The following is an 11,990-nucleotide window of genomic DNA, read 5'->3' on the forward strand; positions in this document are numbered from 1 at the left end:
AGTTGAACCCATCCTTCGTTCTTATGTCATTTCCAATTCAACTTATATCCTAATATTTAATATTGCGTGATTACCTGATCTGAACATACGGAGCCATTTTCTCCAGCATCTTCATTCCGATTCCTTTCACTTTGGTCAGATCGCTGACTTTGGTAAACGGACCATGGGAATTACGATAATCAATAATGGCTTGCGCCTTTTTCTCCCCAATTCCAGGAAGGTCCATAAGCTTCGCTGCCGGAGCTGTATTGACATCAATTTTGCCATTGTCGACAGCTTCATTACTAACCAAAGCTTGGTTATTGTCTGGTGAAACAACCGCTGCCTCGGATTTCGTTTGTGTCCCATCAGTAGGAGTATCCGTTTGCTTAACTGCAACTGTCTGATCAGACACTTTCCCTGCTGCGGCATCAACCAGATTAGTCTCTACTGGGGCCTCTGTTGTTGACGATCTCTGTTCTGCATCGGAAGCCTTCGTTTGTTCCTGAACCAAAGTAGCCGACTGTACAGCAGGGGTTTCCTGCTCTATCGTCGGCTTCTCGGTGGCGAGCTGCATAGGTTCCCAGCCCGAAGGCGGCTGTTCACTTTTGCCCGACCATAATATCAGAATACATCCGACCACCGCCGCAGCAATGGTCATCCCCTTGTTCCATCTCATTTTCTTCCACACCTCTCCCTGGATTCAAAATAAATCTATTCTGAACACGGGCGGTGCTTCCGAACCGTTGGATTTGCCTGGTAAACCAAGCTGTACTATTTTCATGTCATGTGAAGCAGGTCCTGACGCATACACTAGAGGGAAAGAACTGCGCCATTACCGTAAAGCATGAAAGGAGGCCTGAACAATGAAGGTTGGATTTATCGGAACCGGCAGCATGGGCAGCCTGCTGATCTATGCCTTGATTCAATCCGGTGCACTTGAGCCACGGCAGATCGCCGCCAGCAATAGAACCCCTTCCAAAGTACGGCAGCTATCCCTCCGTTACCCCGGTCTGCATGAATCACAGAGCAACCGGGAAACCGTCATCCGCAGCAATATCATCTTTTTGTGCGTGAAGCCACTTGAATTCAAACATGTCATTGACGACATCCTGCCTGTCGTGAATCCCAATCATATAATCGTCTCGATCACCAGTCCCGTGCAGCTGCGCCATCTGGAATCTTCACTTCCTTGTAAAGTCTCCAAAGTTATCCCCAGCGTTACGCACCAGGTCGGCAGCGGAGCGTCCCTGTGTATTCACGGTGAGCGAATGACTACCGAAGACCGCGCTGTGCTGGAAGGGCTGCTCAGTCATATCGGCAGACCCTATCAAGTGGATGAAGCCTGCACCCGGATCACATCCGACTTCTCCAGCTGCGGACCTGCATTCATATCGTTCTTTCTGGAGCAATGGATTGAGAGTGCCGTCAAGCTTACAGGCATCAAACGAGCCGACGCCTGCGCTCTTGCCGGCGAGATGCTCCTGGGAACAGGCAAGCTGCTCACCGAAGGAGGATACACCCCGCAAGAACTTCAGGCTCGCGTGGCTGTCCCTGGCGGCATCACCGCACAGGCACTTGCCTTGCTAAAGGTCAGTCTGAATGGGGTTTTTGACAGTCTGATCCAGACGACTCACGACAAATATGATGAAGATTTGTTGAAGCTGGATGAACTATTCAAAGCCGGTGAGATTAACCGGCAACAATATTAACGAGTTTGCCTGGAACGGCAATGACCTTGCGAATGGTCTTGCCTTCCAGTGCCTGTTTCACAGGTGCCAGTTCCATTGTAAAGTCCTGCATACCCTGTGCGTCCAGATCCTTCGCGATCGTAGCACGGGTTACAATTTTGCCATTCACTTGAACAACAATCTCCACTTCGGCGTCCACCGTCATGGACTCATCATACTCAGGCCAAGCTACGTAAGAGATTCCACCTTCATGACCGAGACGGCTCCACAGCTCCTCTGCCATATGCGGTGCCAGCGGTGACAACAGCTGTACAAAGTTCTCCATTGCTTCACGCGGCAGCGTATCTGCTTTGTACGCATCGTTGATGAAGATCATCAACTGGCTGATCGTTGTGTTGAAACGCAGATGTTCCATATCCTCTGTAACCTTTTTGATTGTCTTGTGTGCAGTCCGCTTGAACTCATCGGTTCCACCATCTGCTGTGATCTTGTCATTAATTGCACCTGTATCTTCATTAATGAACAGACGCCATACACGTGACAGGAAGCGGTGCATGCCCTCAACCCCGTTAGCGTTCCACGGTTTTGTCGCCTCCAGAGGCCCCATGAACATTTCGTACAGACGCAATGTATCTGCACCGAATTCATTGACGATCTCATCCGGGTTAATAACATTACCACGGGATTTACTCATCTTCTCATTGTTGGTTCCCAGGATCATACCTTGGTTGACCAGTTTGTGGAACGGCTCTTTGGTATGCACCACACCCAGATCATACAGCACTTTATGCCAGAAACGAGCGTACAGCAAGTGAAGCACCGCGTGCTCTGCTCCCCCGATATACAGATCAACTGGCAGCCATTGCTGCTGTTTCTCCTGAGAGATCAGTTCCTTGTCATTGTGTGGATCAATAAAGCGCAGGTAATACCAGCAGCTACCGGCCCATTGTGGCATTGTGTTCGTCTCGCGACGTGCTTTCATTCCCGTTTCCGGATCTACGGTGTTAACCCATTCCGTAACATTCGCCAGTGGTGACTCTCCAGTGCCCGAGGGTTTAATCTGGTCAATATCCGGCAGCAGCAAAGGCAGTTGATCTTCCGGCACCGTCTTCATCGTTCCGTCTTCCAGATGCAGAATCGGGATTGGTTCACCCCAGTAACGCTGACGGCTGAACAGCCAATCGCGCAGACGATAGGTTACCTTGCCTTGCCCCTTACCATTCTCTTCCAACCAGGCAATCATCTTCGCAATCGCTTCTTCGTTGTTCAATCCGTTCAGGAAATCGGAGTTCACATGCGGTCCGTCTCCGGAATACGCTTCTTGTGTCACGTCGCCACCCTGTACAACCTCGATGATGTCCAGACCAAACTGTTTCGCAAACTCCCAGTCACGAGCGTCATGTCCCGGAACGGCCATGATCGCCCCTGTGCCGTATCCAGCCAGAACATAATCGGCGATCCAGATTGGCACCTTCGCTCCGTTTACCGGATTGATTGCATAAGTTCCTGTGAACACACCCGTTTTGTCTTTAGCCAAATCAGTACGTTCCAGATCACTCTTGCGAGCAGCCTGTTCCTGATATGCCTTGATTGCTTCACGCTGTTCAGCCGTTGTAATGACTTCAACCAGCTCATGCTCAGGTGCCAATACAGCATAACTTGCACCAAACAAAGTATCTGCACGTGTCGTAAACACTTTAATAACTTCTTCATGACCCTCAATGGCAAAAGTAACTTCCGCCCCGGTCGATTTGCCGATCCAGTTGCGCTGCATATCCTTGATACTTTCCGACCAGTCCAGCTCTTCCAAGTCTTCCAGCAAACGCTCTGCATATTCCGTAATTCTCAATACCCATTGGCGCATCGGTTTACGAACGACCGGATGTCCACCACGCTCACTCTTACCGTCGATAACTTCTTCGTTCGCCAGTACCGTTCCCAAAGCTTCGCACCAGTTCACAGGCACTTCATCTACATAAGCCAGGCCTTTATTGTACAACTGGATGAAGATCCATTGCGTCCATTTGTAATAGTCAGGGTCTGTTGTGCTGATCTCCCGATCCCAGTCATATGAGAAACCCAGTGATTTGATCTGACGACGGAAATTGTCAATATTGCGGAATGTAATATCCCGTGGATGCTCACCAGTATCCAATGCATGCTGCTCAGCAGGCAGGCCGAAAGCGTCCCAACCCATTGGATGCAATACATTGAAACCGCGCATACGTTTGAAACGGGATACGATATCCGTTGCCGTATATCCTTCCGGGTGACCTACGTGCAGGCCTGAGCCGGATGGATACGGAAACATATCTAAGGCATAAAACTTCGGTTTAGCGGGGTCTTCACCCGTTTTAAACGTTTTATTGTCATCCCAGTATTGCTGCCAACTTTTCTCCATGTCTTGTGGCTTATAGCCGTGTTTCGGCTGTTGATTCTCACTCATCTATTGTTCCTCCTCTGGTTATTCGCTTTTATTGCAACAAAAAAACCTCAGCATCCCGTAGCGTTTGCAGCGCTAGGGACGAGAGGTTGAATTCCCGTGGTACCACCCTAGTTAGCGGACGATCGTGCTTCGTCATCCACTCCCTTTGGACCTGTAACGGCGGTTAACCGATGCGGATTTCCATTCCTGAACCCGAGTGTTAATCAGTCGGTTACAAGATGGTGTAATCACCGCATTTCTCCAAGGCGAGTTCGTGAAATACTGTCAACCGACTTGCACCAAGCGCCGGCTCTCTGTCATGTACAGGACTCACTACTGATCCTTATCATCGAAATATGTATACGATATGATCGGAAACATTATATAAAAAAGAAGCATTAAAGTCAATATTACACTGTCTGTTGAGTATAAGCAATGCTATGCATCAGTATACACCTTAAGACGACTGGAATCGCTTGATTCCTTCTTCTAGATTATCAATCGACCACTGAATGTGTTCCTTGTTATCGTATTGACGATATGGACACTCGATTCTCAGCGCCAGATCAAAATACAGATCATATAAACTTCTTCTTTTTCGTTCACTGTCTGTTGTAACTGCTCTACCATATCCTTTGAGGAATCCCGGTGTATTATTAAAATGACTGAAATAGTGCTCCATTAAAGGATCTGCCCAAAGGGAACGTTCGAAATCGATAATGGCGGTGATTTTCCCCGCCTCTACAAATACATTCCCATCCCACAAATCCCAATGTACAAGCACAGGCTCTTTGACATCATCCAGCACATCCGATTTCTCTTGAATCAAACGCTCCAGTTCCTCATAACGAATCGAAAATTCCACACCCGCTGCTTTGCTATCTGCAAGCATATCATCCATTAGGCTCATGAAAGCTTCTTTCCACGTTGTATAATGCGATTTCTTTGAAGAAAAGTAACCAAACTTCTCTCCTTTAATTTCATTGATCCGACGATTGTATGCACCCAGCTGCTGCTCTATGGATTCCTGCTCTTCTGCACTGTACTGATCTTTGACTTTGTTATACGGCGTTCCTGGCATGTACTCCATAATAAAATATTCTGCCGGAACCAGGGTGAGCGATGGATCATAGGCCAATACCCGAGGAACGGGTACATCCTGAAGTTCTGCCGCGAGTCGTAGTGCTTCAACCTCAGCAACCATGACATGCTGTTCGCAGCGCATCAGCTTAATGCCATTAGAAGGAGCTATTTTGAGTACAACCTTCTGTCCGTCTTTCTTGGTAATAAAGTAAGCGTGGTTTGCCCACCCGTCAATCATCTCTTTGTATTCTTTGACACCTGTGTTAAAGTGCTGCTGCACAATTCTGTCTAATTGTTCGGAAGTAAGCCTTGTTTTGTATGTACTTTCCATTCTGCATTCCACCCAGAATTTAATTTTTCAGGATTCTACTAATTAGAAAACGTTTTCCATCCAACTATTATGGCTTCCTTTAACCCCACTGGCAATAACTTTTATTACATATAAAAAAACATTCTTATAAACAAAGAACTGCCCTTATACATCATAAGGACAGTTCTTTATCTTAATCCTATTTCACGGCTACATAGAATAGACGCTGTGCGCCTTCTCCTGCCTCTTTCCACTCAAAATCAGCATATACACGTACATCTCTGAAGCCAGCCTTCGTGAGCTCCAGCTTCATCCAGTCCGGATCATACGCACGCTGAACATGAACCTCTTCAAACCGTTGGTACATATCCTTGCCGCTCTCAGCCACACACGAAAAGATACTTAGATGATGCTCAATCTCACACCGTTCATGATCCATATCACAGGTCCAAATATACGATACGGAGCGTTCGTCCAACACAAATGGTTGCTCCTCTTCGTATCGAATAAGGGTATTCGGATGATGTACATCGAACAGGAATGTGCCCTCCGGCTTTAGCATCTCGTAAGTACGCTGAAAGGTACGAACGATATCCTCTTTTTCAAGCAGATAATTCACGCAATCACAGAACGATATCACCGAGTCCACAGGCTCCGGTACTCTCCAGTCCCGCATATCCTGCTGCACCCAGCGGACACTGCCTTCCCGATATAAGCGGTGGCCTTGAGGCGTGGCCTCCATTTTACTGCGTGCAACAGACAGCATGTCCGCTGACAGGTCAATACCTGTAACTTCAAAGCCGGAGTTCACCAGTGGGATCGTAATTGAGCCGGTTCCACAGCCCAGTTCAGCCACACTTTTCGGCATGCCATGCCGTTCCCAAGCCGTTCTCGCAAACCTTATCCAGTCCGGATAAGGCATATCCTCCATTAATTCATCGTACACATAGGCAAATTTCCGGTAAGACATGTCAGGCACCGCACTTTCAATTTCATTTTCGAATCTCTTTTGAACAAAAGAAAAAGCAGGGGCGTCCGGAGTTCACCCAGCCTTGCCCTGCCTTTACTTGTGGATTCAAGCGTATGCTTGATCCATTCTACCCGTTTGTCTACTTGTCCTCGTTCTGATCCTGAGGTACAGACTCTGTCAGATAGGTCCAGTTTTCCTTTTGAGTTACCAGACCGTCCTTCATCAGTTTGCCCAAGGCCCGTTTGAAAGCGGATTTGCTGATACCAAAGCGCTGCTTGATGATGTCCGGCGGGGTTGCATCCGAATACGGCATGCCGCCCGTAGGGCGCTCTTTCATGAAAGCAAGCAGTTTGTCTGCATCTTCGTTGCGACCAACCTCTTTGAGAGGAGACATTGCCAGATTGACACGTCCATCTTCACGGACCATAGTTACCCGGCAGTTTACCTTTTCACCCAGACGCAGCATCCGGTTACGCTCCGAGGAATGGATCATGCCAATGGCTCCAAATCCCAGCACTCCACCTTCAACAAGTACAAACGTACCCATCTGAAGTGTCTTGTACACCGTAGCTTCAACCCATTGATTAACCCATGAGGTTGGCGCATGGAAAGACAATGGTGCAAGCTCACGTTCTCCGGCCAATTTCGCACGCAAACGTCCCTGCTTGTCATGTTCCATAATAACAAAGACTTCATCGCCCACCTGGGGACGCAGCTCTTCCAATTCAGACAGCTCACGAATCGGGAGTAGCAATTGCCGCCCAAGCCCCATCTCGAGGAAACAGCCGAGGCGTGGGTGAATATCAGCCACAACCAGACGTGCCATTTCGCCAAGAGTGAGATATGGTTTTTTCATGGTTGCCGCCAGGCGATCTTCCGTATCAAAGAACACAAAGACCTCCAGCGTTTCTCCAATTTTCACGTCCCGTGTGAGCTCCGTATAGTGAAGCAGTACATCTTCCGATCCTGTCGTCAAAAAGTAGCCAAATGGAGACACTTCACGTGAAACCGGCAAGTTGACGACTGTTCCTGCGATCAAACTCATACCGTTTCCACCACTTTGGCATCAGACCACAGTCGTTCAATGTTGTAATACTCACGCTCGTCACGGTGGAAGATATGAACAACCACATCACCCATATCCATCAATACCCAACGTGCCGAATCCATACCTTCGATGCCTTTGATGTTCACGCCGGCAGCATGCGCCTGTTTACGAATCTCTGTTGCAATCGCCTGTACCTGAGTATCGGAATTCCCGTGACAGATAACAAAATAGTCCGCTACCAGCGAGATACCAATCAGATCCAGTGCTACAATGTTAGATGCTTTTTTATCGTCAGCGGCCGCAACCGCCATATTCATAAGTTCTTTCGATGATACTGTCATGAACCAACCTCCATAATCTAATCTATAAATGTGCAATCAAGTCATTCCGCGACAACATGGTCAAAGGGTAAATGACACGGCGCTGCGAGATCAACAAGCTGATCGTTGAGTCAAAACCGGCAATTAAACCTTCTTCCAGACTGAGCTCAGCCTGTTCGCGAATATGATTTACTCCCGGGAAGTCTCTTCCCGGTTCAATATAATCCGCAAGACATACCACTTTATCCAGCAGGCTCATGCCCACTCGACCCGAGGTATGCCAACGAATAGCATTAATAATTTCGGCATCATCGATGCCGTAGTCACGTTCAGCAACAAAAGCACCCACTTCGGAATGCCAGAGCTGCTTGTCATGCTGCAAAAGTTCTTCGTTCAAACCATTATCACGGATGACCGCTTCCATCTCAGATACGGGCCAATACTTGGCCACATCATGCAAGATTGCTGCCAAATCCGCTTTTACAGGATCAGCACCATATTTTTCAGCCAATAACACTGCCGACTCCATGACACCCAGCGTATGCTTCCAACGCTTCTCCGGCATTTGACCGGAAACTGCGCGGATCAGTTCGTCACGGCTTAGTCCCATATAAACCGCTCCTTACAATGTATTGGTGCACCTCATCAGGAATCATGAAACGTACCGAATGACCTTTGGCAAGACGTCTGCGTACGGCTGTGGATGATATATCCACTAGGGGCATCTCAGCCAACAATACCCGATCCTGCAACGCGTCCGGCAGGTCATCCAGATGTAACTGGAATCCCGGTCTTCCCACACCGATGAAGGTTAAACGTTCGGCGAGTTCTTCGATCTGCTCCCATTTGGGAAGATAGTTCACCATATCCGCTCCAACAATAAAGTAAAATTCATGCTGCGAATAGCGGCGCCAAAGCTCCTTCATGGTATCAATGGTATAGGACACACCGCCAAGTTCCATCTCGATACCCAGCACCTCATATTGCTGCACACCTTTCACAGCCGCTTCCGTCATTTCGAGACGTTGCTGTCCCGAAGCTCCGGCGCCGCGTTTGTGAGGTGGAACATGGGAAGGCATGAACCAGATCTCATCCAGTGCATGCGAATCCCTTGCCGCTTCAGCTGCCAGGAGGTGTCCCATGTGGATCGGATCAAACGTACCACCCATGATACCGATCTTCACCCGCGTCACACTCCCTTATCTAGGTAGTTCGATTTGTTTGTTATCGCGCGATTCTTTGTACAGGATGATTGTGTTACCGATGACTTGTACAAGCTCACTACCCGTTTCACGGGCAACTTCTTCGGCCATCTCTTTTCTGTCCTCGTCATTGTTGTTGAGCACTTGCACTTTCATCAATTCGCGCTTCTCAATCGCATCTTCGATGTGACGGAACAGGTGCTCATTCGTTCCCCCTTTGCCGATTTGAAATACAGGGGTCAGATGATGTGCCTGTGAACGCAAAAAGCGCTTTTGTTTACCGTTTAACATTAATACTCCATACTCCTTATGGTGAGCAAGCCTTAGCAACAGCACAATGTCTGCCCTAGGCCTGACCGTTCAATTATATTTTTACAATATTAAAAACTGTCTAACACTGCGCGCCGCATCGTCTCCACGGGAGCCGGGATGCCGAGCCAGTGCTCGAATGCTACCGCACCTTGGTATATAAACATACCAAGACCACCATGCACAGTACATCCACGCTGCCTTGACTCGCGAAGCAGGCGTGTTTCCAGCGGATTGTAAATAAGGTCGCTTACTGCTGCACCTGCTCGAATGAGTGCAGGGTCAACAGGTACGTCATCTACATGCGGATGCATGCCTGCTGCTGTCGTGTTAATCACGATATCAGCCGAAGCCAGTACCGCAGCAGCCTCTTCCATTCCACTACCTGTGATGTCACCCAGTCCATGAGCGCGCAGATCGGAAGCAAGGGCAACGGCTCTGTCGGCTGTACGGTTAAGAATACTAATCCGTTCAGGCTTCTCCAAAGCAAGAGCGTATATCACACCTCTTGCTGCTCCGCCAGCCCCCAGAACAGCGATACGTTTACCTGCGAGTTCCGGAACAGCTTCTTCCTTCAAGGAACGCACATAACCGATGCCATCCGTATTATACCCTGTCAGCTTGCCTTCTTCATTGACAATGGTGTTCACCGCGCCAATCAGGCGTGCACTTTCATCAATGACATCAAGATACTGCATCACCTGTTCTTTGTGCGGAATGGTTACATTCACACCGCGGTACCCCAGCGCCACAATGCCTCGAATGGCGGATTCCAGCTGCTCGGGACGAACATGCAGCGGCATATACATTCCATTCACTCCTGCAGCCTGCAGAGCCGCATTATGCATAGCAGGCGATTTGGAATGTGCAATGGGATCACCCATAACGCCAAGCAGGACAGGGAGTGAAGGATTTGTTTTTTTCTGTTCCGACATACTTCCGCCTCCGATCTGGTGAAAATGCTGCTGTAATTACATTAGATCAAGGATGGGCGGATCAGTACACGAATACCTTTTGGAGCATGAACAGCTACAAGCGCCCCATTCTCACCGTTAACCTTAATCCAGCCCAGTCCGGAAATGAATACATCCGACTGGCTGCCACGTTTGATACGGAATTCATGTCTGGTCCATTCAGGCATATCCGCTGCATCTTCACGCGTTGGTGGAGACAGCAATTCACCCAGATGGTCACGATACAAGTCGTCTGCACGTTCCAGCTTCGTCCGGTGAATATCAAGCGCAGTGCTGATAAAACAAGTGAAGGACTGACGATCTCCCTCTACAAAGTCAAAACGAGCCATGCCGCCGAAGAACAGCGTCTGACCAGAATTCAATTGATAAACGGCCGGTTTAAGCGGTTTTTCTGGCATAATGGCAGCCAGATCTTTACGGGATACAATCTCACTGAAACGCCAAGGGTATACAATTCCCGGTGTATCAATAATAGCTTTTCCATCGTCGAGTGGAATATTAACCATATCCAGCGTCGTCCCCGGATAACGGGATGTTGTGAGTTCCTGCTCGAGATCACTGTAATCACGAATCAGACGGTTAATCAGTGTGGATTTGCCCACATTAGTACCACCAACCACATATACGTCACGATCTCCGCGATACGTCCCTACAAGCTCAAGCAGTCGGTCGAAGCCCTGATTTTGCTTCGCACTGCACAGAACGACATCTACCGTACGCAAACCTTGTTCTTTGGCCTGTTTTTGCACCCAGTTGCGAACCTTGTTCCAGTTAGTTACTTTTGGAAGCAAGTCCGTTTTGTTCACGGCAAGCAATACAGGATTGTTGCCTACAAAACGCTGCAAACCAGAGATGATACTGCCATCAAAGTCAAACAGATCAACGATATGGATGACAAGTGCATCCTTATCCCCGATTTTGCTGAGCAGGGCCAAGAACTCGTCCTGATCCACTGTAACGGATGATGACTCATTGTAATTTTTAATACGGAAACAACGCTGGCAAATGACGGGTTCACGATCCAACGCTTTTTCGGGGATGAATCCTGGTAATTCCGGGTTTTCCGTTTGCAGATGCACTCCGCATCCGCTGCACCTTACGGCAATATTGCCGTTATGCGGTTCTGTCATTTCTTCTTTTCCTCCTCAAGCCATAAGCCTTTCTTGCGCAAACTCGTTAGAGCAATCCGTTCCACGCGCCGATTGAAGCGGGTCATGAAGCCTTCATCTCCAATGGAGATCGGCAATACCAGAACCGTATAGAGTCCCAGTCGATTCCCTCCATAGACATCTGTAAGCATCTGATCGCCTACCACAATCGTTTTTTCAGGAGTTAACTCCATCATCTTCATTGCTCTACGAAACGGAACATTCGATGGTTTGCGTGCACTATGCACAAACTGGATATCCAGTGGCGTCGCAAACAGGGATACACGATTCAAATTGTTATTGGACACAATCATGAGCTGGAAACCAGCCTCTTTGACACGTGCGAACCACTCAATCAGTTCGGGCGTGGCATCAGGAGCTTTCGCCCCAACGAGTGTATTGTCCAGATCAGTTATAATTCCACGGTAGCCTTGAGCGTATAGCTCTTCCAGATTAATGTCAAAAACCGTGTCTACACGCAGCTTGGGCATTAACATTTCAAACAAAGAAGTCACCTCAGTTTCATACGAC

Annotated in this window: 13 protein-coding genes and 1 other annotated feature; of the genes, 1 reads left to right on the plus strand and 12 read right to left on the minus strand. The window is 48.4% G+C overall.

What is annotated here, in order from left to right:
• Positions 1-70: 70 nt before the first annotated feature.
• Positions 71-658: a ComEA family DNA-binding protein gene (locus AC4PM4_RS12845; protein WP_256336590.1), complete on the minus strand. Its 588-nt coding sequence runs from the start codon at positions 656-658 to the stop codon at positions 71-73.
• Positions 659-845: 187 nt separating this feature from the next.
• Between AC4PM4_RS12845 and comER the strand changes: the two genes are divergently transcribed.
• Entirely contained in the window at positions 846-1,691 is an 846-nt protein-coding gene (gene comER, locus AC4PM4_RS12850; RefSeq protein ID WP_063567276.1) for a late competence protein ComER, read from the plus strand.
• Here the strand turns inward: comER and leuS are convergent.
• The 11 genes from leuS to AC4PM4_RS12905 form a co-directional block, all read right to left on the minus strand.
• Positions 1,672-4,116 (minus strand): leucine--tRNA ligase, encoded by a 2,445-nt coding sequence (leuS, locus tag AC4PM4_RS12855; RefSeq protein ID WP_491613734.1) that lies wholly within the window; start codon positions 4,114-4,116, stop codon positions 1,672-1,674. The two genes, comER and leuS, sit on opposite strands and share 20 nt — an antisense overlap.
• Positions 4,117-4,187: 71 nt before the next feature.
• Positions 4,188-4,454: a binding site (T-box leader), on the minus strand.
• 98 nt (positions 4,455-4,552) lie between these two features.
• On the minus strand, positions 4,553-5,509 hold the full coding sequence (locus AC4PM4_RS12860) for a phosphotransferase family protein (RefSeq protein WP_491613735.1): 957 nt from the start codon (positions 5,507-5,509) through the stop codon (positions 4,553-4,555).
• A gap of 178 nt (positions 5,510-5,687) precedes the next feature.
• Entirely contained in the window at positions 5,688-6,458 is a 771-nt protein-coding gene (locus AC4PM4_RS12865; RefSeq protein WP_491613736.1) for a class I SAM-dependent DNA methyltransferase, read from the minus strand.
• Positions 6,459-6,597: 139 nt separating this feature from the next.
• Positions 6,598-7,503, minus strand: coding sequence for a CvfB family protein (locus AC4PM4_RS12870; RefSeq protein ID WP_491613737.1), 906 nt, complete (start codon positions 7,501-7,503; stop codon positions 6,598-6,600).
• Entirely contained in the window at positions 7,500-7,847 is a 348-nt protein-coding gene (gene rsfS, locus AC4PM4_RS12875) for a ribosome silencing factor (protein ID WP_072734522.1), read from the minus strand. The genes AC4PM4_RS12870 and rsfS overlap by 4 nt, the downstream gene beginning before the upstream one ends.
• A 22-nt stretch (positions 7,848-7,869) precedes the next feature.
• On the minus strand, positions 7,870-8,436 hold the full coding sequence (gene yqeK, locus AC4PM4_RS12880; RefSeq protein ID WP_090809899.1) for a bis(5'-nucleosyl)-tetraphosphatase (symmetrical) YqeK: 567 nt from the start codon (positions 8,434-8,436) through the stop codon (positions 7,870-7,872).
• Positions 8,420-9,010 (minus strand): nicotinate-nucleotide adenylyltransferase, encoded by a 591-nt coding sequence (locus AC4PM4_RS12885; protein ID WP_491613738.1) that lies wholly within the window; start codon positions 9,008-9,010, stop codon positions 8,420-8,422. Before AC4PM4_RS12885 ends, yqeK begins: the two co-directional genes overlap by 17 nt.
• Positions 9,011-9,025: 15 nt before the next feature.
• Positions 9,026-9,319 carry a ribosome assembly RNA-binding protein YhbY gene (gene yhbY / locus AC4PM4_RS12890; protein WP_063567269.1) on the minus strand — a complete coding sequence of 98 codons (294 nt, stop codon included), beginning with the start codon at positions 9,317-9,319 and terminating at the stop codon, positions 9,026-9,028.
• An 89-nt stretch (positions 9,320-9,408) separates the two neighbouring features.
• Entirely contained in the window at positions 9,409-10,272 is an 864-nt protein-coding gene (gene aroE / locus AC4PM4_RS12895) for a shikimate dehydrogenase (RefSeq protein WP_072734525.1), read from the minus strand.
• Positions 10,273-10,313: 41 nt separating this feature from the next.
• Positions 10,314-11,441: a ribosome biogenesis GTPase YqeH gene (gene yqeH, locus AC4PM4_RS12900; protein ID WP_024628522.1), complete on the minus strand. Its 1,128-nt coding sequence runs from the start codon at positions 11,439-11,441 to the stop codon at positions 10,314-10,316.
• The gene (locus tag AC4PM4_RS12905; protein WP_064636329.1) at positions 11,438-11,965 is read right to left on the minus strand and encodes a YqeG family HAD IIIA-type phosphatase; all 528 of its coding nucleotides are present in this window, start codon (positions 11,963-11,965) and stop codon (positions 11,438-11,440) included. The genes yqeH and AC4PM4_RS12905 overlap by 4 nt, the downstream gene beginning before the upstream one ends.
• Positions 11,966-11,990: the final 25 nt, after the last annotated feature.

The organism is Paenibacillus sp. MDV22-iso6 (assembly GCF_058408365.1).

Excerpts from the sequence above, each read along its gene's own strand:
- AC4PM4_RS12865 (WP_491613736.1), bottom strand. The coding sequence starts at position 6,458 with ATGTCTTACCGGAAATTTGCCTATGTGTACGATGAATTAATGGAGGAT.
- comER (WP_063567276.1), top strand. The coding sequence starts at position 846 with ATGAAGGTTGGATTTATCGGAACCGGCAGCATGGGCAGCCTGCTGATC.
- AC4PM4_RS12870 (WP_491613737.1), bottom strand. The coding sequence starts at position 7,503 with ATGAGTTTGATCGCAGGAACAGTCGTCAACTTGCCGGTTTCACGTGAA.
- rsfS (WP_072734522.1), bottom strand. The coding sequence starts at position 7,847 with ATGACAGTATCATCGAAAGAACTTATGAATATGGCGGTTGCGGCCGCT.
- yqeH (WP_024628522.1), bottom strand. The coding sequence starts at position 11,441 with ATGACAGAACCGCATAACGGCAATATTGCCGTAAGGTGCAGCGGATGC.
- AC4PM4_RS12845 (WP_256336590.1), bottom strand. The coding sequence starts at position 658 with ATGAGATGGAACAAGGGGATGACCATTGCTGCGGCGGTGGTCGGATGT.
- yqeK (WP_090809899.1), bottom strand. The coding sequence starts at position 8,436 with ATGGGACTAAGCCGTGACGAACTGATCCGCGCAGTTTCCGGTCAAATG.
- aroE (WP_072734525.1), bottom strand. The coding sequence starts at position 10,272 with ATGTCGGAACAGAAAAAAACAAATCCTTCACTCCCTGTCCTGCTTGGC.
- AC4PM4_RS12860 (WP_491613735.1), bottom strand. The coding sequence starts at position 5,509 with ATGGAAAGTACATACAAAACAAGGCTTACTTCCGAACAATTAGACAGA.
- leuS (WP_491613734.1), bottom strand. The coding sequence starts at position 4,116 with ATGAGTGAGAATCAACAGCCGAAACACGGCTATAAGCCACAAGACATG.
- yhbY (WP_063567269.1), bottom strand. The coding sequence starts at position 9,319 with ATGTTAAACGGTAAACAAAAGCGCTTTTTGCGTTCACAGGCACATCAT.